This is a genomic window from Paraburkholderia sp. AV2 (assembly GCF_054968425.1).
This window is the reverse complement of the sequence record NZ_JBANLK010000059.1, coordinates 11,816-33,188: the sequence shown is the minus strand read 5'-3', so window position 1 is coordinate 33,188 and position 21,373 is coordinate 11,816. Positions and strand designations below refer to the sequence as shown.

At 64.0% G+C, this 21,373-nt stretch carries 14 protein-coding genes and 2 pseudogenes; 3 read left to right on the top strand and 13 right to left on the bottom strand.

Annotated features, from left to right (window positions below):
• Positions 1-175 precede the first annotated feature (175 nt).
• Positions 176-1,450, bottom strand: coding sequence for a type VI secretion system protein TssL, long form (gene tssL, locus V8683_RS27680; RefSeq protein WP_411189960.1), 1,275 nt, complete (start codon positions 1,448-1,450; stop codon positions 176-178).
• A gap of 355 nt (positions 1,451-1,805) precedes the next feature.
• Positions 1,806-2,360 (bottom strand): annotated as a pseudogene (locus V8683_RS27675) (type VI secretion system baseplate subunit TssF); the annotation flags it as partial.
• Positions 2,361-2,855: 495 nt separating this feature from the next.
• Between V8683_RS27675 and V8683_RS27670 the strand changes: the two are divergent.
• Positions 2,856-2,954 (top strand): annotated as a pseudogene (locus V8683_RS27670) (transposase); the annotation flags it as partial.
• A 17-nt stretch (positions 2,955-2,971) separates the two neighbouring features.
• Here the strand turns inward: V8683_RS27670 and xth are convergent.
• The 7 genes from xth to glnA all read right to left on the bottom strand — a co-directional run bounded on the left by xth (position 2,972) and on the right by glnA (position 11,539).
• A complete protein-coding gene (gene xth / locus V8683_RS27665) occupies positions 2,972-3,757 on the bottom strand; it encodes an exodeoxyribonuclease III (protein WP_411189961.1) in 786 nt (261 codons plus the stop codon).
• A gap of 372 nt (positions 3,758-4,129) precedes the next feature.
• Entirely contained in the window at positions 4,130-4,261 is a 132-nt protein-coding gene (locus V8683_RS27660) for an integrase core domain-containing protein (RefSeq protein WP_411190575.1), read from the bottom strand.
• A gap of 178 nt (positions 4,262-4,439) precedes the next feature.
• Positions 4,440-4,823: an IS3 family transposase gene (locus V8683_RS27655; protein ID WP_411189962.1), complete on the bottom strand. Its 384-nt coding sequence runs from the start codon at positions 4,821-4,823 to the stop codon at positions 4,440-4,442.
• Between the two features lie 197 nt (positions 4,824-5,020).
• Positions 5,021-7,102 (bottom strand): prolyl oligopeptidase family serine peptidase, encoded by a 2,082-nt coding sequence (locus V8683_RS27650; protein WP_411189963.1) that lies wholly within the window; start codon positions 7,100-7,102, stop codon positions 5,021-5,023.
• A 76-nt stretch (positions 7,103-7,178) separates the two neighbouring features.
• Entirely contained in the window at positions 7,179-8,702 is a 1,524-nt protein-coding gene (gene ntrC, locus V8683_RS27645) for a nitrogen regulation protein NR(I) (protein WP_411189964.1), read from the bottom strand.
• 46 nt (positions 8,703-8,748) lie between these two features.
• Positions 8,749-9,891 carry a nitrogen regulation protein NR(II) gene (glnL, locus tag V8683_RS27640; protein ID WP_411189965.1) on the bottom strand — a complete coding sequence of 381 codons (1,143 nt, stop codon included), beginning with the start codon at positions 9,889-9,891 and terminating at the stop codon, positions 8,749-8,751.
• A 232-nt stretch (positions 9,892-10,123) separates the two neighbouring features.
• On the bottom strand, positions 10,124-11,539 hold the full coding sequence (gene glnA, locus V8683_RS27635) for a type I glutamate--ammonia ligase (RefSeq protein WP_411189966.1): 1,416 nt from the start codon (positions 11,537-11,539) through the stop codon (positions 10,124-10,126).
• Positions 11,540-12,030: 491 nt separating this feature from the next.
• Between glnA and V8683_RS27630 the strand changes: the two genes are divergently transcribed.
• Positions 12,031-12,495 (top strand): rhodanese-like domain-containing protein, encoded by a 465-nt coding sequence (locus tag V8683_RS27630; RefSeq protein ID WP_411189967.1) that lies wholly within the window; start codon positions 12,031-12,033, stop codon positions 12,493-12,495.
• A 96-nt stretch (positions 12,496-12,591) separates the two neighbouring features.
• Here the strand turns inward: V8683_RS27630 and V8683_RS27625 are convergent, their stop codons facing one another.
• The 4 genes from V8683_RS27625 to hrpA form a co-directional block, all read right to left on the bottom strand.
• Positions 12,592-13,428, bottom strand: coding sequence for a competence/damage-inducible protein A (locus V8683_RS27625; protein WP_411189968.1), 837 nt, complete (start codon positions 13,426-13,428; stop codon positions 12,592-12,594).
• 39 nt (positions 13,429-13,467) lie between these two features.
• Positions 13,468-14,289 (bottom strand): EI24 domain-containing protein, encoded by an 822-nt coding sequence (locus V8683_RS27620; RefSeq protein ID WP_411189969.1) that lies wholly within the window; start codon positions 14,287-14,289, stop codon positions 13,468-13,470.
• 154 nt (positions 14,290-14,443) lie between these two features.
• Entirely contained in the window at positions 14,444-15,478 is a 1,035-nt protein-coding gene (locus V8683_RS27615; protein WP_411189971.1) for a YVTN family beta-propeller repeat protein, read from the bottom strand.
• A 170-nt stretch (positions 15,479-15,648) separates the two neighbouring features.
• Positions 15,649-19,944, bottom strand: coding sequence for an ATP-dependent RNA helicase HrpA (gene hrpA, locus V8683_RS27610; RefSeq protein WP_411189972.1), 4,296 nt, complete (start codon positions 19,942-19,944; stop codon positions 15,649-15,651).
• Positions 19,945-19,967: 23 nt separating this feature from the next.
• Here hrpA and argA point away from each other — a divergent pair, with 23 nt between their 5' ends.
• A complete protein-coding gene (argA, locus tag V8683_RS27605; RefSeq protein ID WP_411189973.1) occupies positions 19,968-21,359 on the top strand; it encodes an amino-acid N-acetyltransferase in 1,392 nt (463 codons plus the stop codon).
• Positions 21,360-21,373 lie beyond the last annotated feature (14 nt).

The following is a 21,373-nucleotide window of genomic DNA, read 5'->3' as shown; positions in this document are numbered from 1 at the left end:
AGGTTGCGTTACGGGTTAACAGCCCCTACGAACTCTTTTTGAAACCGTTTCTAAGCCACGCTGATGCGATCGAACGTACTGATTCCGACTATTACGTAGACCGTCGTTTCACGAAAGAAGCGAACCTCTTCGCGGCGCAAACGTACATCAGGCCAGTTCACAAATGGCTCCTGCCTCACTCCGCAACATTGATCTCGACACGGCGATTCTGTGCACGACCCTGGATGGTGCTGTTATCCGCAACCGGATCCGCTTCGCCCTTGCCGACCGCTTCGAGACGACTGACAGGAACGCCATCGGTTTGCAGCATCTGCAACACTTGCGTCGCGCGCTCGGCAGAAAGCGCATCATTGGACGTAAATTGCCGGCTGTGGATAGGCTGGTTGTCCGTATAGCCCAGCACCGTCACCTTGCCGGGTACCCTGACGATTTCCGCAGCGATCCTGGCGATCAGCGGTCCCATCAATGCATTCACCGCGACACCACCGGGCAGAAACATCGAATCTCCGCGAAACGTCACCGCGCTATGGTGGGCATCTTCGTCCACGCTCACCGTTCCGGCTGCAATTTCGTCCTTGAGCAGCGTTTTCAGGTGTAGAACGGTCGGCGCGGGCGGTGGGGTCATGCGAGCAATATCGCCGATCTGCTTCTGGATATCGTCAGCTTGCGTCACGAGCTGGTACTTGAAGTAGCCCCACATACCAAGCAGGATGAGCGAAAGCACCGTAACCATAATCCATACCGGGAAGTCGTAGAACGACTGGCGTTTCGCCGGTGCAGTGCTTTTCAAGTTTGGCGAGAGATCGTGCGGAACCGGGTCCCGCCGCGACATGAGTTCCGTGTAGATGCGCTGACGCACCATCCGGTGCTTTTGATCGCCGCCCTTTTCGTGACCGTAACGACCTTCGAAACCCAGACTCAGAATCCTGTAGATCACCTCAAGCAGATCGCGGTGCTCGTCAGGTTCCTGCAACAGTCGAGCGGCCAGCAGGTATACTTTGGTGCCCCCTTCGCGATCCTCATGAAAGGTCGTAACAAGGCCATCGGTATTCCAGGCGACACCAGCCTCGCCACCTTTGCCCCAATCGGTCTGCATGATCACTTCATCCAGCCCCGTACACAAGCAGTAGCGCGCACCAATCATGTGATCGCGCCGGATATTCGCCTGTTCACACAACTTCTGGAATGTCCCGAACTCTTCAACCAGCAGCGCGCGAAGTGAGTCGATCAGTTGCTTCGAGTCGAGACGAACATCTGGAATATCGGCAACCCACGGTGCGTCCGCGCTCTCAATGCGCACCAGAAAAAGCGAAGCCGGTCCCAGTTGCGCTTCCGGAAGACCCGCGTATAGCGACACAAACTGCGCACCAGACTGCTCAAGGAGGGGCTGAATGTTTGCGGGACTGGCAGCCCCGTCGACCAGACCAAACAAATGAACTTTTTGCTGCATGGATACTTTTCCGTTCTCCGTCGTATTACGCCCAGGCAGCCTTTTGTGTGTCGCCCGCAGCGAGCAACTCGGTCTCTGCCGTCAGACCGAGATAGGCGATCCGCTTCTTGCCACCGACAAAAATGACACGCGGCCATCCGTATCCACCCGGTGCATACTCATGGAACCAGGGTACGCGGAACCAGATGCGGCTATCGTGAACGTAGTTGTCAAGCAAACGGACCACGTCTGGATGAAGATTGTTTGCCGCATCCATCGAAGCATGCCGCTTCAGGAATGCGACAACACCACGTGCGGGCGCGGCCAGTAGATCATCAGACGGGCTAAAATGATCAAGTATCGTGCTCCATGTTGACGCGAGCAGAATACCCCCGGTCGTCCGGATGCGCAGGCGCAACGCCCCGCGAATCCGCCTGTGCGGCGGCACATACCGGTCCATTGCCTGAACGTCCGGCGGAATGCCGGTCAATCGTCCCGCGATGATTTCGAGCGGATACAGCACCACGTCATGACAGATGCTGAACTGGCAGGCCGTTTTCTCACCATCGGGGATACCGGAAGTCGCCACCGTACCTCGCCGGATGCAATACCCGGCAACCAGATCGCCATCCTTGCCACCCGGGTAGATTCTGGCAACGCCAATGGACGGCGTCGGCGCCAGGTAATTCGGATAGGACGAGGCCAGCAACGCCTGGGTGAGCCGGGGAAACTCGTCGTCGAAGCGCATCTGGGTACGCGCGTTCACGAACGAAGCCGCCTGGACCAGACGCTCAACATAGGGGTCGCCAATCTCGCCAGCCTGCATGCCCAGACGCCTGGCGATCTTCGGGTGAGCGTCCGCAAACTCGCCCGCCTTTGCACGCGTATACCGCAGCTCACGCACGTAGTATTCGAGCAGGCGCGGATCCATGCTCACACACCGGCCCTCCCGTCCATTCGCATTACGGCGACGTAGCGCACAGGCAGACTAAAGCAGTCGCAGTCACTATCGGTATTGCCCGTTCGCATGGTTCTCGTCTCTTTCCTTGACGACCGCACAGATGCTGACATGCAGTCTTCCCGCTATCTCAAAGCTCATGGCACACAGCAGCCAATACAGCGATCTGTTGTACGCGTAACTTGTTTCGGATTCGACAACAGGGCTGAATCCGAAATTATTCTTCAGACAACTTAATAACATGCGCCAAAGATGGGTGCAATTTTTGAGAAGAATTTGACGAAATCTCATGACTTTCCGACATCCATTCGATCCACCTCCCGCAGATTCCCAATGCGGTCTTTCACAGTTTCCTGATCGATTCGTGATTCAGATTTTTTCAATTACATATCATTGAACCGAGTGATCTTTCCCCTCTAAAGTATCCCACTGTAAAGTTAGTGGCGAGGCCGCAGGAGAGACCTTGTCATGAAGAAATCGCGGTTCACTGAAGATCAGATATTCGGTGTGCTGACGAATGCCGACGCAGGCATGAAGGTCACAGACGTGTGCCGCAAACACGGCATACGGCAGCGTCGTTGTGATCAGGCGCTGGCGTTGAGTTGCGCCACGACCGGCGTGTGGTCCGAAGGCTGTTCCCACTTGCGCGGCGTCTTGTCCACCTCGCACGACACGAGCTGCGGTGCGAGCGCGGGCGACAGCAGGATGTGGTCGATGCGCAGCCCTGCATTGCGGCGGAACGCGAACATGCGGTAGTCCCACCACGTGAAGATTTTCTCGGGCTGCTCGAACTGCCGGAAGGCATCGACGAAGCCGAGCTCGACGAGCCGCGCGAACTGCGCGCGCTCTTCGGGCGAAACGAGGTTCTGGCCTTCCCAGGCCTTGGGATCGTGGACGTCACGATCTTCAGGCGCGATGTTGTAGTCGCCGAGCAGCGCGAGTTTCGGATAGCGCTGCAGTTCGTCAGCGAGCCAGTCGTGCAGCGCGTTCAGCCACTGCAGCTTGTAGGCGAACTTGTCGGTGCCCGGCGCCTGGCCGTTGGGAAAGTAGGCGCTCACGATGCGCGTATCGCCCACTGTGGCGGCGATCACGCGCTGCTGCGGGTCTTCGAACGCGGGAATGTTGCGCACGACCGTGGCTTCATCGACGAAAACGCCATCGCGCACGAGTATGCCCACGCCGTTATAGGTCTTCTGGCCCGTGAACCAGCTGCGGTAGCCATGCGCTTCGAGTTCGGCGCGCGGGAATTTCTCGTTGGGGAGCTTCAGTTCCTGGAGGCACAGCACGTCGGTCTGGCTTTCGGTGAGCCAGTCCATGACGTGCTGCAGGCGGACTTTCAGGGAATTGACGTTCCAGGTAGCGATCTTCATTGAGCGGGTAGCAATATGTTTTTAATGGATTTTCTGTGAATGAGAGGTTTTCTATACTTTCAATAATACCCCTGATGGGGCAGATTGGTTTCGTGCAGGAAACAGCATGCCCAAATCATACCGTCTCGGTGCCGTCATGGTTATCCCGAGCAAAGATCCAACGAATTCTTTCCGAGAATGTGGTCTCATTGATGTCGTCTAATGAGGGGCGAGCGGCCATTAAGGGAACGATCGTGATTATCGATGATTTGCTCTTGTTACAAAAAGCGGCGGATCAATGCAGTGCTCGATGGAAGATTGACCTTACCCCGCCGAGTACACCACTCGTAAGTTAGGTGGTTGGTCGATTTCTGGTTGATTCAATTGCCGGAATTAGCCCGGCGCCAGTTGCCCCAGGGCACTATGCAGGCACGCCGAGTTGTAATCCGTGCGCCACGCCTCGATTCGCTTGCGTGCATCGTCGAGACTGACGGGCGCATGCTGTTTCAAGTATTCTTCGCGCAGTCAGCCTTCGAAGCTCTCGATGTGCGCGTTTTCCCCCCGCTTACCCAGACGGATGAACTGCAGCTTGACGCCATGTTCATGTGCCCATGCATCGAGCGCCTTGCTGACGAACTCCGGCCCGTTATCGAGAAGTCAACCTCGATGCGCGGGCACTCGCGATTCCACGCGTCGATGATGGTCAACATCCGTACTCGCCGGCCATTGATGAGTGCATCGGATGCAAAGTCCATTCCAAGCTCTGGTCGACGCCGTCAGGAGCCGCCATCACCACACGCAAATGGCCTGGGCGCTTCTTGCGTCGTTTCTCCCAAAGTGACAAGCCTTCTTCGCGGTACAGCCGCCCGGTTCGCTTGTAGTTTCTCACCAGTCTCTCTCGCCGCAGCAGGACGTGCAGTCGCGGCGAGCCAAACCGGCGCCGTTCCTGCGCCAGTTCTCGCAAGCGCTCTCGCACTGCGCAGTCGGCATCTGCCGGCGCCAGCCGTCGGAACGTCCGTCGGTTCAAGCTCACGAGCGCACACGCCCGGCGCTCCGAATAGCCGTGCTGCTCAATCACTTGCTGCACGATTTCTCGGCGCTACGCGGGCGTACTTACTTTTTTCCAGAAACATCCTTCAGGACCTGGATGTCGAGCACCTGGTCAGAGACCAACCGCTTAAGCCGCTGATTTTTCTCCTCCTGCTGGCGTAGTCGCCGCGCTTCCGATACGTCCATGCCACGTAGCGGCTACGCCAGTTATAGAACGTCGCATCCGATAAGCGCTCACCACGTTCCGGCAAGCGTCGTCCACAGAAAGCGGAACACGAGCGCATCATACTCCGCGCGCTCCAGCGCATCGCTGCCCGGCCCATGGCCGCCCTCGGTGTTCTCCAGGTACCACACATTGGCGTGACCCTGCTCCTGCATGCGCGCCACCATCTTGCGCGCGTGGCCGGGATGCACGCGGTCGTCGCTGGTCGAAGTCGTGAAGAACGAAGGCGGATAAGGCACCCCGGCCTGCACACGCTGATACGGCGACCAGTCCGCCAGCGCGCGTCCCTGCACCGGGTCGTCGGGATCGCCGTATTCGTCGAGCCACGAAGCGCCGGCATGCAGCAGCGGGTAACGCTGCATGTCGAGGAGCGGCACTTCGCACACTACGGCGCCGAACAGTTCGGGCCGCTGCACCATGCACGCAGCAACGAGCAGCCCGCCATTGCTGCCGCCCTTGATGCCAAGCTGCGCGGCCGTCGTGCAGCCCTCGGCCACGAGTTGCTGCGCTACGGCGATGAAATCGTCGAACGAGCGTTGACGATGCTCGCACTGCGCCTGAACGTGCCAGGCGTTGCCGTACTCGCCGCCGCCGCGAATATGGGCGACCGCGACGATGCCACCCTGCTCCAGCCAGCCGATACCCGAGCTCACGAGGTATTGCGGTGTCAACGCAATCGCGAATCCACCATAAGCCGTGAGGAGACACGGCAACGGCTTGCGAGCGTCGCCTTCGAGCACCGCACGCGGGCCAATTACCGTGAAAGGCACGCGTGTCCCGTCCGCAGAATGGGCATGCAGACGCATCACGGCAAGCGACGTCGCATCGAATTGCGTGGGCCAGCGGTCGAGTAGTTCCCAGTCCTGAAGATCGGCTTTCGCCAGATCGGCGAGCCAGTATTCGGGCGGCTGCAGATAGTCGTCGACATCGACGAAGACCTCGTCGTCCAGCGTGTCCTCGACCGGCGACACCTCCACCTGCGCGCTCGCGCGCACGGGAAACGCGCGCGAGCGCCAGGTCCACGCGCCACCCTCGACCTCGGGCTGCCACAACATCGTGCGGCTTTGCACGTCGTCGAGCCAGGACACCACGAGATAGTGCTTCGTATTGGTCCAGTCGCACGCCGACGTCACGGGCGTCGGCCTGAACAGCGCCGTCATGGTGCGCTCGCCGGCAAGGAAAGCATCCTCGCGGATCGCGAGCAGCGCGCCGCCCGGATGGGTGACGCCCGCGCACGCCCAGTCGAGGCGCGGCTCCAGCAGCAGCCAGCCCTGCCATGCACCGACCGCGACGTGCGACGGCAGATCGTACGGCTGCCATGTCCCCTTGTCGTCGAGCCAGTAGTTGTACGCATCGAAGAAGTCGACGCTGCGCACCAGGTCGTGGCGCCGCTCGACAGGATCGTAGTCGGCTTCGACACTGACGTCGTCGAATTCGCCGCGATACACCACGGGCGCATCGGCAAGCCGTGCCCCACGCGTCCAGCGCCGCGCCTCGCGCGGATAGCCCGAGCGTGTGAGCGAACGACGGCCGTTGTCCCAGCCCACGTAGATGGTATCGCGATCGATCCACGAAATCGTATGCTTGCCTTCCTTCGCGATGACGAAACCCTCGTCCACAAATACGCGCCGTTCCAGGTCGAATTCGCGTACCGTCACGGCATCGGCGCCGCCGTCCGAAAGCTGGATCAGCGCGCGATCGCCGTCGGGATAGAGGATGTCGATGCCCGCGCAGACCCAGGGCACGCCCTCGGCCTCGCCGAGCGCATCGAAGTCGATCAGCGTCTGCCACTGCGGCCGGTGCGCCCGCCAGTCGGCCCACAGCGCGCGGCGCCAGATGCCCTTCGGATTCCCCTCGTCCTCCCAGAGATCGTAGGCCCACTGTTGCCAGCGGCTGGGAATCACCGGGCGCTCGCGCGGCAGATACGCCTGCGCGAGTTGCTTCTCCAATGCCTCGAAGCGCGCACCGCCCTGCCAGGCGGCGCGCGTGCGGGCGTTCTGCGTCTCGACCCAGGCGCTTGCGGCCGGGTCGTCCAGCGATTCGAGCGAGAGAAAGGGATCGGCCTCGGTGGGCCAGGGGGAAGTCACGGGCATAGTCGATGGCTTGCGGGAAACAGCGTCGATTATGCCCTGTACGCGCGCGCCTGCCTTCGCGAAGCGCGCGCCGTACTCACTCCAGGTTGAGCTCCTGGATCTTGCGCGTGATGGTGTTGCGGCCAATGCCAAGCCGCTCGGCCGCCTCGACCTTGCGGCCGCGCGTGAAGTCGAGCGCCTCGCGAATCACCGCGGCTTCGAAGCGGCGCGAGAGCTCGTCCATGACATCGGCGCTGTTCTCGCGCAACAGGCGCGCAACCTCGGTCCGCAAACCGGATTCCCACAGCGCGAGCGCCGCCGCGCCAGCACCGGGGCTGGCCACCGGGTGCGCAGCCGCGAACCCGGCACTCGCACCCGCCATGCCGGATGCCACGCCGGCAGCAGCGAGCGCGCCGGACGCCTCCGCGCTGGCCGTCGCGACACTGGCCTCGACCGGCGCGCCCTGGGCAGGCACCAGGTCCGGCGGCAGGTCCTTGGTCTCGATGGTCTGCGCCGGCGCCATGACGGTCAGCCAGTTCGCGAGATTCTCCAGTTGGCGCACGTTGCCCGGGAACGGCAGCGACGAAAGATACGCCAGCGCCTCGTCGGAAACGCGCTTGGGCTCGACGCCGAGCTCGCGTGCGCTCTTCTGCAGGAAGTGGCGCGTGAGCAGTGGGATGTCCTCGCTGCGCTCGCGCAGCGCGGGCAGGCGCAGACGGATCACATTGAGGCGGTGATACAGGTCCTCGCGAAAGAGCCCCTGCCGAACGCGCGTTTCCAGGTTCTGGTGCGTCGCCGCGATCACGCGCACGTTCGCACGCAACGGATTGTGGCCGCCGACGCGATAGAACTGTCCGTCCGAAAGCACGCGCAGCAAACGCGTCTGCAGATCGAACGGCATATCGCCGATTTCGTCGAGAAAGAGCGTACCGTTCTCGGCCTGTTCGAAGCGGCCTTGACGCATGGCCTGCGCGCCCGTGAACGCGCCGCGCTCGTGGCCAAACAATTCGGATTCCAGAAGATCCTTCGGAATGGCCGCAGTATTGAGCGCGATGAACGGACCGTTCGAGCGTGGGCTATGACGGTGCAGCGCGCGCGCGACGAGCTCCTTTCCGGTGCCCGACTCGCCCGTGATGAGCACGGTCGCGGCCGAATGCGAAAGCCGCCCGATCGCGCGGAACATGTCCTGCATGGCCGGCGCCTGGCCGAGCATCTCGGGCGCTTCGGCCGGCCGGTCGTCCCATGGATGCTCGCCGCGCACGCTCTCGTCCACGGCGCGCCGGATCAGCTCGACGGCCTTGTCGACATCGAACGGCTTCGCGAGATATTCGAACGCGCCGCCCTGAAACGCGGCCACCGCGCTGTCGAGGTCGGAGAACGCGGTCATGATGATGACCGGCAGGCCCGGCACGCGCTCGCGCACCGTCTGCAGCAGTTCGAGGCCCGAGCCGCCCGGCATCCGGATATCGGACACCAGCACCTGGGGGCTGTCGTGTTCGAGCGCGCCCGCGGCATCGCGCACGTTCGAAAAGCTGCGGGTCGTGAAGTTCTCGCGCGCGAGTGCCTTTTCGAGCACCCAGCGTATCGATTGGTCGTCGTCTACTATCCAGATCGGCTTCATAAGGTCGGTCAGAAGTCTTGTTGGCGTGCGCTTTTCAGCAGTCGTGTCAGCAGTCGAGCGGCAGGAGGATCTGAAACTCGGTGTGTCCAGGACGGCTGTCCACCTCGATCAGGCCGTCGTGCTGCTGCACGAAGGTCTGGGCAAGCGTGAGTCCGAGACCGCTGCCGTCCTCGCGCCCCGACACGAGCGGATAGAAGATGCGGTCGCGGATGTCCTCCGGAATGCCGGGTCCGTTATCGGTGATATGCAAGTCCAGTGCCAGCTTGCACAGACGTTTTGAAATCGTGACCTTGCGGGCGATGCGCGTGCGCAGCTCGATGCGCGCGTCACCCTGCGAGATGCGTTCGCGCAGCGCTTGCGCCGCGTTGCGCACGATGTTGAGCAGTGCCTGGATCAGTTGCTCCTTGTCGCCGCGCAGATCGGGCACGCTCACGTCGTAGTCGCGCTCGATCGTGAGCCCGCGCGGAAACTCGGCAAGAATCACCGCGCGCACGCGCTCGCAGACCTCGTGAATGTTCACGTCGCCGACGATATGCGGATGCCGGTGCGGCTCGAGCAGCCGGTCGACGAGCGTCTGCAGGCGGTCGGACTCCTTGATGACGACCTGCGTGTACTCGCGCAGTTCGTCGCGTTGCAGCGCGCCAAGCTCGAATTCGAGCAACTGCGCTGCGCCGCGAATACCGCCCAGCGGATTCTTGATCTCGTGCGCGAGATTGCGGATCAGATGCTTGTTGACGGCCGTGAGATCCTGAATGCGCTCCTCGCGGTCGCTCCTGATGTGCCGCTCGTTCTCGAACAGTTCGAGCAGCACGTAGTCGGGCGCGCTCTCCAGAAAGCCGACGATCGCATGCACGTGCAGCGCCTCGCGGCCCGGGCGTTCGAGCGTCGCGTCGAGGCGCGTGGCGTGAAAGCGGTGTTCCGCGATCGAGGCAATCGTCGCGACCAGTTCGTCGGCGTTGGTGAAGAGATCGGACCACGCCATCTGCCCGAGCTGCCGGCGCGACAGATCGAGCATGGCCTCGGCCGACGGATTGGCGAACGCCACCCGCAGCGTGCGCTTGTCGAGCACGAGCACGACCGTCGGCAGCGCCTCGAAGCCGGGCAGCAGGCCCGAAACGACGAGCGGCGCGTCGTCCGAGAGCGGTTCGGCGTGGCCCTTCCTGGCCTTGATCAGATTCTTGAGCACCATGTATCCGGCCGGGCGCCGTGCGGCACGCCGGCAATATCGATATCGAGGGCTCCGCGCAACGGCACTCGCGCAGGTCCTCGGGCGCCCCGGGCGGAGCCCGGCGGCGCAACGAAAAAGGGACGGCGCCGCCGTCCCTTCCTGACCGGTCGCGATCGTCGCGCGCGGCAAACTGTTCGAAGCAGATCGAAGCAGCGCAACGCCATGCCGCAGCAGGCGTTGCGTCATCTTCGACTTACAGCGAGTAGTACAGCTCGAACTCGACCGGGTGCGTGGTCATGCGCACGCGCTGCAGTTCGGATTCCTTCAGTTCGAGGTAAGCGTCGATCATGCCGTCGGTGAACACGCCGCCGCGCGTCAGGAACTCGCGATCCTTGTCGAGCGCTTCCAGCGCCTGGTCGAGGCCCGCGCAGACGGTCGGGATCTTTGCATCCTCTTCCGGCGGCAGGTCGTACAGGTTCTTGTCGGCGGCTTCGCCCGGGTGGATCTTGTTCTGCACGCCGTCCAGACCTGCCATCATCAGCGCCGAGAAGCACAGGTACGGGTTGGCCAGCGGATCCGGGAAGCGCGTTTCGATACGGCGGCCCTTCGGGTTCGACACGTGCGGAATGCGGATCGACGCCGAACGGTTGCGCGCCGAGTAGGCGAGCTTGACCGGGGCTTCGAAGTGCGGCACGAGACGCTTGTACGAGTTCGTACCCGGGTTCGTGATCGCGTTCAGCGCGCGAGCGTGCTTGATGATGCCGCCGATGTAGAACAGCGCGAATTCCGACAGACCGGCATAGCCGTTACCCGCGAACAGGTTCTGGCCGTCCTTCCAGATCGACTGGTGAACGTGCATGCCCGAACCGTTGTCGCCGACGACCGGCTTCGGCATGAACGTCGCCGTCTTGCCGTACGTGTGCGCCACGTTGTGGACGATGTACTTCAGTTGCTGGGTCCAGTCCGCGCGCTGCACGAGCGTCGAGAACTTCGTGCCGATTTCGTTCTGGCCTTGACCCGCCACTTCGTGGTGGTGCACTTCGACCGGAATGCCGATCTGTTCGAGCAGCAGACACATTTCCGAGCGGATGTCCTGGAACGAATCGACCGGCGCGACCGGGAAGTAGCCGCCCTTCGTGCCCGGACGGTGACCCGTGTTGCCGCCTTCGAATTCCTTGCCCGACGACCACGGCGCTTCTTCCGAGCCGATCTTGACGAAGCAGCCCGACTGGTCCGTGTTCCACTGGATCGAATCGAAAATGAAGAATTCCGGCTCCGGACCGAAGAACGCCGTGTCGCCAAGGCCCGTGCTCTTCAGGTACGCTTCGGCGCGCTTCGCGAGCGAGCGCGGGTCGCGCTCATAGCCCTTGCCGTCGGCCGGCTCGACCACGTCGCAGGTCAGCACGAGCGTCGATTCTTCGTAGAACGGGTCGATGAAGGCGGTGTTGGCGTCCGGCACGAGCAGCATGTCCGAGGCTTCGATGCCCTTCCAGCCGGCAATCGACGAACCGTCAAACGCATGGCCGCTCTCGAACTTGTCTTCTTCGAATGCCGAAACCGGCACCGAAACGTGCTGTTCCTTGCCGCGCGTGTCGGTGAAGCGGAAGTCGACAAACTTGACGTCTTCGTCCTTGACGAGTTGCATGACGTCGGCCACGGATTTACTCATAACCTTTTCTCCTGATTGATAATTTCGGCAAACACGCTTGCGTCGCCGTCCCGAATCTGTTGATCCTCGCCGGCGCCATCCTTGGCCGCGATCGGCCGGCCGGCTACGAATCGATCGCGACGTATAAAGCAGCTTCCGTGCCACGCATGCGCCAAGCTGGCGCAAATCCTTTTGGCGACGCGCAGTTAGAGTGAAAACGTCTGACCTCTTCGTCGCCCTGCGGCCAAGGCCGGTCTGCCATAAGCACCAATTTCGTGCAATCCCGATATTGGCTCGCCGAATTTACTCAATTATGGTGCAAACCGACAAACATGCACCACATTGATGCGTTTCTGCCCCTCGCCTCTGCCAACGCCCCAGCGGACGCGCCACGCCCGTCGAAGTGCAGCGCGCTAGAATGATCTCCTGGTCCAATGCCAATCAGTAACCTTCATAGGCCCAGAGTCAACCGCTCAAACTCCCACTCTGGCCGACACAGGAGATCCGTTGTCATGAGTACGCTCGAACAGTTGTATGCCCAGGCCGAGAAGCGCCGCGTCGAGAATCATCTGTCCTACGCGGGCGCAGTGTCGCCCGCCGAGGCGTTCGAGCTTCTGCAACTCGATCCGCGAGCGCGCCTCGTGGACGTGCGCACGCGTGCCGAGCTGGACTGGGTGGGCCGCCCCGTCGTGGGCGACGGCCAGTACGCCCATGTCGAGTGGACCCGCTATCCCGGCGGCGTGCCGAACGCCGAGTTTCTCGCCCAGTTGCACGGAGCCGTCGAACCGGACGCGCCGGTGCTGTTCCTCTGCCGCAGCGCCGCGCGCTCGAAGCTCGCCGCCGTGGAAGCCGCCAAGGCGGGTTACACACACGCCTACGATCTGCTCGAAGGCTTCGAGGGCGACAAGGACAGCCAGGGTCATCGCAAGACCGTCACGGGCTGGTGCTTCCGCGGCCTGCCCTGGATCGGCGCCTGACGCCTCTCGCAAAACCCGCGCCCGCTGCGGGCCGATTGGCCACTTTGAGCGCCGCGTGTGACAGGCCGATGATGTACTGAAGCCATAGCGCGCCGCTCAGGCGCCCGTGCGCGGCTCGCCGCGGCCACCGGCTTCCTGTGGCTCGACGACATCGCCGCCCAGCAGGTGCACGCCTTCGCGCAGCTTCACGAAGGCCGCCGCCACGGCCTCGGGCTCGCCCTTCACACCCAGATCGATATGCCGTCGCGCATAGATGCCGCCGCGCTCGACATCGCCGACGCTCGGCAGGCTAAAGACGCGCACGCCCGGAAAGTCCTGCTCGATGCGCTCCATGAGCGGCGTGAGCGTGGATTCGGGCAACTCGAACACGAGCAGCGACTTCTCGGCGTGCGGCGTCTGGTGATGCAGATGCGCATATTTCGTGTCGAGCACCCATTCGATCATCGGCCAGGCCATCACCGGAAAGCCCGGCACGAAGTAGTGATCGCGAATCGAAAAACCGGGGATCTTGTTATAGCCGTTCGGGATGATCTCCGAGCCCACCGGAAACGTGCCCATCTGGAAGCGATGCTGGTTCTCGGGCGAGCCGAAATTCACGGGATCGCTGCCCGTATGCATGTCGCGAATACGCTCGCGTATCGCCGCCTCCGCGTCCGGATGCAGCGCGAGCGGCACGGAGAGCGCCGCCGCCGCACACTGGCGCGTATGGTCGTCCGGCGTCGCGCCAATGCCGCCGGTCGAAAACACGACATCGCCCGAGGCGAAGCTGCGGCGCAACGTATCGGTGATCCGCTTCGGGTCGTCGCCGACGTACTCGGCCCACTCGAGCGAGAGCCCGCGTGCGCCGAGCAGCTCGATAACCTTCGGCAGATGCTTGTCCTGACGGCGCCCGGAGAGAATCTCGTCGCCGATGATGATGACGCCAAATGCCATGTGTCGCCTCGTCTCGTTGTATGGGCGGAATAGGGAATGTCAGCGCGCGGGCACCACGTGATGCGGAGTCTCCGCACGCAAGCGCTGGAGCGCTCGCAGGCAGTAGTTGCCGAACCAGAGCGCCGTGAACACCAGAATGAACGCGTAAATCCAGATGGTCAGCGCGGCGACCACGGGAAAGAGCACCACGAGCCACGCCGACGACACCCAGATCGCCGTGGGCAGGGAACCAAGCAGCCCGCTCACCACACCGATCGTCAGCAAAGGCAGACGATAGCGGCGCACGATGGCGCGGCGCTCCTCGCTGCTCGCGTGCAGCGCGAGCGCGTCGTAGGTCATCACGCGATACGTGAGCCAGCCCCACAACAGCGGCGGAATCAGCGCGAAGAACGGCGGCACGAGCCATAGCGGCAGCGTCACCACCATCAGAACGAGGCAGACAAGCGTGGTCCACAACGAGTGCGCCAGGCTGCCGTACCAACTGCCGCCGCGGCGCATTTCCAGCGCCGCGTATTGCCGGTTCGACAGATAGCGGATTACGCGCGGCATGGCGAGCGCAACGATCAACAGCAACACGGTCACGACGATCAGCGGGATTGCGACGGCGATCACGACGAACGGCGCCACGACGGCGCGCAGGCCGCCGAAGCCGAGCCAGTCGAACACGTGATAGAGCGTGGCCGTGAACGACCCGTTGCTGAGCCAGACGCGGGCCGTTTCGATCAACGGCTGCCAGAAGACATAGAGCAGTGCGCCCCACACGAGCGCCGCCAGCAGGAACGGCAGGAACGTGAGGAGCAGCATGACGGGATGGAACACGCTTGCGAGTGCGCGTCCGAACGAGCGCAGCAGATCATTCATGCGGGCTTGGGTGGCAACGACTAGTGTGGTGGAGAACGCAAACGCCGCAGGAATGGCGGCTACAGCCGCAAGCATAAACCACCGCGCAGGCCGCCGCTGCAGCCGTCACGGCGCAAGACACCTGGAGCGCCCCCGAGCCACGGGGAACCCCCATCTACGCGCCGTTGGGCGCTGCGACCGGCGCGCGGTCGTAGAAGTAGATGCCGTGCGGCGAGCGCCCCACGGGAATCGTCTTGACGAGCTTCTTCGTCTGCATGTCGACGATGCCCACGTGCTTCGCGAAGCGGAACGTCACCCACAGGTAACGCTTGTCGGCCGTGAGCTCCATGTCGTCCGGACCCGGCATCAGGCCGCTGATCTCGCCGGTCTTCTCGAGCGTTTCTTCGTCGATGATGCTGATCGTGTTCGATATACGGCTCGACACCAGCACGTGGCGGCCGTCCACGAGCGAGCGGAAATTGTGCGCCGCCTTGCCCACCTGGATCTGCTTGACGATCTTCTGGTTGCGCCAGTCCACGACGGCGACGTAGTCGGCACCCGTCATGCCGACCAGCAGGTATTTGTCGCCGGGCGTGAGCCACAGCCCCGCCGGCGCCGGCCCGACCTTCATCTTCCAGAGCACCGTTTGCGTGGGCAGATCCACGGCCGCGATCTCGCCCGAGACCTGCAGCGAGACGAACACGACGCGGCTGTCTTTCGTGAACGCCATGTGGCTGGGCATGGCCGAGAGCGGCAAGCGCTTCGCAAGCGTAACGTTGCCGCCGCCGGCGTAGTGATAGATGTCGAGCCGGTCGAGGCGCAGACCGGTCGTGACGAACCACTTGTTGTCCGGCGAGAAACCCAGCTGGTAAGGATCTTCGATGTTCTCGACCCAGTGCTGGGGCTTGCCCGTTCTCGGATCGACGAACAAGAGATTGTTCGAGACCGAATTCGCGACGATCAGCGACTGGTTGTCCGGCGTGGGAAGGAGGTGGTGCGGCTCCTTGCCGGTGGGCACGGTGCCGATGACCTGCTGCGTTTGCGGATCGATCAGGCTGAGCGTGGCCTCGCCGGAATTGAGCACGATCACGTTGTTGACCGTGTTCGCGTGCGCGGCGAGGGAAAAAAGCGCGGTACACGCGAGCGCGCCGGCAGCGGCGAGACGGCCGGCGGTGTGGAAAAACGCGCGGCGAAATTCAGAGGAACGCATGGGAACTCACTTCCGGGGGGATTCGTGATTGTAGAACGTCCAGCCTTTAGCAAGGTTGACGTAGGCCCCGTGAAATGAAAGGCATGCGGCAGAAAACCACGCCTCCCGCGTCATTCATTGCCGGGAAGGGGCCGGTGGACCGCCTGCACCCCGCCTGCCGCAACCTCCCCCTAACGCTGCATCGATTCCCAGACCTTGTGCAGGCGCTTGATCGATACCGGCATCGGCGTACGCAACTCCTGGGCGAATAGCGAGATGCGCAGCTCTTCCAGCAGCCAGCGGAATTCGCCGAGCCGGGGATCGAATACGCCGCCGCGCTGCGACAGCGCGCGCTGATACTGCTGCTGCAGGGGCAGCAGTTCGGCGGCGAGGCGGGCGTCCCGGGAGGCGTCGGCACGCAGCTTGTCGATGCGCAGCGCAATGCCCTTCAGGTAGCGCGGAAAATGCACGAGTTGCGCGTACGGCGTGTCGACGACGAACCGCTTGCCGATCAGCGCATCGAGCTGAGCCTGCATGTCGACTGCGGCCGGACCGAACGCCTTCGCCTGCACGAGCTTCTTCCCCACCGTCGCATATTCGGCAAGGATCTGGCCCACGAGCCGCGCGATCTCCTGCGCGAGCAGCGAGAGCCGCCCGCGCCCTTCGTCGCGGCGCACGTGGAAGCTCGTGTCGTCGTCGGGGAGCGGGTCCTGCAGACAGGCGCGGTCGAGCGCCAGCTCCACCAGTTGGTCGCGCAACTCCTCCTGCGTGGCGCGCGCCATGAAATGCATCGCCATTTCGCGCAGACCCGGCAGGTTCTTCTCGAGGTAGCGCACCGGCTCGCGCAACTGCAGCGCGAACAGGCGCCGCAATCCCGCGCGATGAATGCGCGCCGCTTCTTCGGGCGAATCGAACACTTCCACGTCGCAGTGCGTTCCGCGGTCCACGAGCGCCGGATAACCGAATAGCGTCTGCCCGCTGCGACGGATCTCAAGCAGCTCGGGCAGCTTACCGAAATTCCAGGTGGTGAGATTCTCGTAGAGCGCCGTGGCAGGCGATCCTTCGGCGGCGGGCAGCATATGGGGCGTCTGCGGCGCATTGCCTTTGCGCGGCACCATACCGGCGCCGGCTGCTTTGGCCGCCTGCGGTTCCGTGCCACCGCCCTGCCCGTCCGCGCCACCTGGGCCACTTTGACCACGCGTTTCGAGCGCCGCCAGCGCCGTCGCGCTGGCCAGCTTCTGGAACTGCTGCTGCGCCTGGGCGCCCAGCTCCGCACGCAGTTGCGCAAGATTGCGCCCCATGGCGAGCTGGCGTCCGTGCTCGTCGATCACCTTGAAGTTCATGAACAGGTGCGCGGGTAGCGTCTCGAGCTTGAAGTCGGACGACTTCATCGCGACCTGGGTCTGCTCGCGCACGTCGGCAATCAGCGCCTCGAGCAGCCCGCCCGCGCCGAAGCGCTCGCCGCCCATCCGCCCGGCGAAGCCGGCCGCGTATTCGGGCAGCGGCACGCAGTGGCGGCGCAGCTTCTGCGGCAGCGACTTGAGCAGCAACTGCGCCTTCTCCTTGACCATGCCCGGCACGAGCCATTCGCAGCGCCGCGCGTCGACCTGGTTGAGCGCGTAGAGCGGCACCGCTAACGTCACGCCGTCGCGCGGCGAGCCCGGCTCGAAGTGATAGGTGAGCATCATCGCGACGCCCGACATCGTCATGCGCTTCGGAAACAGTTCGGTCGTGACGCCCGCTGCCTCGTGGCGCATCAGGTCGTCGCGCGAGAGGTACAGGAGGCGCAGCTTGTCCTCGGGCTGTCCGCTCTTCTTCACCTCGTCGCGATACCAGCGCTCGAACGACGCGCCCGAATAGATCCCGTCGGGAAGCGCTTGATCGTAGAACGCGTAGATCAATTCGTCGTCCACGAGCACATCCTGGCGGCGCGATTTGTGCTCGAGCTGTTCGATGTCTGCAAGCAGCTTGCGGTTGTGCGCGAAGAACGCGAGCTTCGTGTCGAACTCGCCCTCCACGAGCGCGCCGCGAATGAAGAGTTCGCGTGCGCGCGCCGGATCCTGCCTGCCGAACGCCACGCGGCGGCGTTGATAAACCGGCAAACCGTAAAGCACGCCGCGCTCGAACGCGCTCACCTGCGCGGCACGCTTTTCCCAATGCGGCTCGGAAAGCGACTTCTTCAACAGATGCGCGCCGACCTTCTCCAGCCATTCCGGCTCGATCTTCGCGATGCAGCGCGCGTAAAGGCGGCTCGTCTCGACGAGTTCGGCCGCCACGACCCAGCGGCCGGCCTTCTTCACGAGGGCCGAGCCGGGCCACAGATGGAACTTGATGCCGCGCGCGCCGAGGTAATGCGGATCGTCGTCCGCTTTCAGGCCGATGTTGCCGAGCAGGCCCGTAAGCAGTGCGTGATGAATCTGCTCGTACGTCGCCTCCGATTCGTTCAGCCGCCAGCCATGCTCGCGCACGACCGTGAGCAACTGCGAGTGGACGTCGCGCCATTCGCGCAGCCGCAGATGCGAGAGGAAGTTCGCCCGGCACGAATCGACGAGCTGCTTGTTCGACTTCTTGTGCGCGACCGCCTCCTCGAACCAGGCCCAGATCTTGAGCCACTGGAGGAATTCCGAGCGCTCGTCGGCAAAGCGCCGGTGCGCCTGGTCGGCCTGCTCCTGCGCCTCGATCGGGCGGTCGCGCGGGTCCTGTACCGAAAGCGCGCTCGCGATGATGAGCACCTCGCGCAGCGACTGCTCGTCGCGCGCGCCGAGGATCATGCGGCCCACGCGCGGATCGAGCGGCAGACGCGAGAGTTCGCGGCCCAGCGGCGTGAGCGCGTTGTCGTCGTCCACGGCGCCCAGTTCGTTGAGCAGTTGATAGCCGTCCGCGATGGCGCGGCCCGGCGGCGGCTCGATGAACGGGAACGTTTCGATCGCCGTGAGGTGCAGCGACTTCATGCGCAGAATCACGGCCGCAAGCGACGAACGCAAAATTTCCGGATCGGAAAATTTCGGCCGCGACAGGAAATCCTGCTCCTCGTAGAGGCGAATGCAGACCCCGTCCGCGACGCGGCCGCAGCGGCCCGCGCGCTGGTTCGCCGCGGCCTGCGAAATCGACTCGATCTGCAGTTGCTCGACCTTGTTGCGGTACGAGTAGCGTTTCACGCGCGCCAGCCCCGTGTCGACCACGTAGCGAATGCCCGGCACCGTGAGCGAGGTCTCCGCCACGTTGGTGGCGAGCACGATGCGGCGCGCGTTCGACGACTTGAACACGCGTTCCTGCTCCTGCGCGGAAAGCCGCGCGAAGAGCGGCAGGATTTCCGTGTGCGGCGGATGGTGCTTGCGCAGCGCCTCCGCGGCGTCGCGAATCTCGCGCTCGCCGGGCAGGAACACGAGCACGTCGCCCGGACCTTCGCGACACAGCTCGTCTACCGCATCGACGATGGCGTCCATCAGGTCGCGATCGGCATCCCGCTGCGACTTTCCTTTCTCGCGGCCCGTCGTCCCCTGCGCCACCTTCACCGCGGGGCTGTCTTCCTGCACCGGGCGATAGCGCACCTCCACCGGATACAGACGCCCGCTCACCTCGATCACCGGCGCGGGCTTCTCGTCGCTGCCGAAGTGGCGCGCGAAGCGGTCCGCGTCGATCGTCGCGGAGGTCACGATCAGCTTGAGGTCGGGCCGGCGCGGCAGGATCTCCTTCAGATAGCCGAGCAGGAAATCGATGTTGAGGCTGCGCTCGTGCGCCTCGTCGATGATGATCGTGTCGTAGGCCTTCAGCAGCGGATCGGTCTGCGTTTCGGCAAGCAGAATGCCGTCGGTCATGAGCTTGACCGACGCGCCCGGCGAGAGGTTGTCCGTGAAACGCACCTTGTAGCCCACGACTTGGCCGAACGGCGTGCCGAGCTCTTCGGCAATGCGCCGCCCCGTGGCGGAAGCCGCGATCCGGCGCGGCTGCGTGTGGCCAATCAAACCCGTGCCGCCCGCACCGAGGCCGCGCCCCAGCGCAAGCGCGATTTTCGGCAACTGCGTGGTCTTGCCCGACCCGGTTTCGCCGCTCACGATCACGACCTGGTGGCCGGCGATCGCGCGCGCGATTTCCTCGCGGCGGCCGGAAACGGGCAGCGCTTCGGGGAAGGTTATCGGGGGAACCGGATTGGGCTCGATCACGCGGCGCGCGGGACGCTCCCCGCGCTCCTTGCGTTCGTCGCTCGCGCGCACAGCGCGTTCGGGATTTCGCGCGCCGGGCGCGGGCGCGGCAGCCTGCTCTTCCTTCGCCGCGTGCGGCGTTTGCGGCACCTGTTGCCCACGCTTGTCCTGCGCGCGGGCGCCACCGCTCACGAGCGCCGCAAGCCGTTCCGCCGACGCCGGTTTCTGCGCGTCGCCATACTTTTGCGCAGCGCTTTTTTCCGGCGCGCCGCCATGCGCCGCGCCGGACTCGCCGCGCGTGTTGCTGCCCTGCTCCGACGCAGGTCTTTTGGGTACATTCGACATGGGGGCGCATTATAATCCCGGGCATGAATTCCCAAACCGACCTCGTCCCCACGCCCGCAGGCTCGCCGACTTCCATCGCGGCTGCAGATTCCGCTTCGCAGGAAGTGGCACAGCACGCGCAGTTCGTCGACTGGATGCGATCGGTCGCGCCCTACATCCACGCCTTCCAGGGCAAGACGTTCGTCGTCGGCTTCGGCGGCGAGGTCGTGCACCAGAATCTGCTCAACGCGCTCGCGGCCGACATTGCGCTACTGCAGGCCATGGGCATCCAGATCGTGCTCGTGCACGGCTCGCGACCGCAGGTCGAAGAGCAGATGAGCCTGCACGGCGTGGAGTCCGAGTTCTCGCACGGCATGCGCATCACGAATGCCCGCGCGCTCGAGTCCGCGAAGGAAGCGGCCGGCGAAGTGCGTCTCGACATCGAGGCCGCGATCAGCCAGGGTCTGCCGAACACGCCGATGGCGCACGCGCACATCAGCGTCGTCTCGGGCAATTTCGTGACCGCGCGCCCGGTCGGCATCCTGGACGGCGTGGACTTCCAGCACACGGGCGTCGTGCGCAAGATCGACGCCGACTCGATCCGCCATTCGCTCGCGAGCCGCAAGCTCGTGCTGCTGTCGCCGCTCGGCTTCTCGCCGACGGGCGAGGCGTTCAACCTCTCGATGGAGGACGTGGCCTCGGCGGCGGCGATCGCGCTGCGCGCCGACAAGATCATTTTCCTCACCGAAACGCCGGGCCTCGCCGACGAGGAAGGCGAGCTGATCCGCGAAATGTCGCTCGACGACGCCTACAAGCTGCACGAAGGCGGCACCGTGCTCGGCGACGCGGGGTTCTACCTGAAGCACTCGATCCGCGCCTGCCGCGGCGGCGTGGGCCGCGCGCACATCCTGCCTTACGCGCTCGACGGCAGCTTGCTGCTCGAACTGTTCCTCCACGACGGCGTGGGCACCATGATCTCGTACGAGAACCTGGAGAGCCTGCGCGAGGCGACGCCCGACGACGTCGGCGGCATCCTCACGCTGATCGAGCCGCTCGAGACGGACGGCACGCTCGTGCGGCGCGGCCGCCACCAGATCGAGCGCGACATCGACCACTTCTCGGTGATCGAGCACGATGGCGTGCTGTTCGGCTGCGCCGCGCTCTATGCGTATCCGCAGGAGCGCATCGGCGAAATGGCCTGCCTGACCGTCGCGCCCGAAGCGCAGGGTTCCGGCGACGGCGAACGCCTGCTGCGCCGGATCGAGCAGCGTGCCCGCGCGCGCGGCCTCACGCGCATCTTCGTGCTGACGACCCGTACCGAGCACTGGTTCCTCAAGCGCGGCTTCGTCAAGGCCACGGTCGACGACCTGCCCGAAGACCGCCGCCGACTCTATAACTGGCAGCGCAAATCGCTCGTGCTGATGAAGCAGCTCTGAGCGCCGCCGCCCCC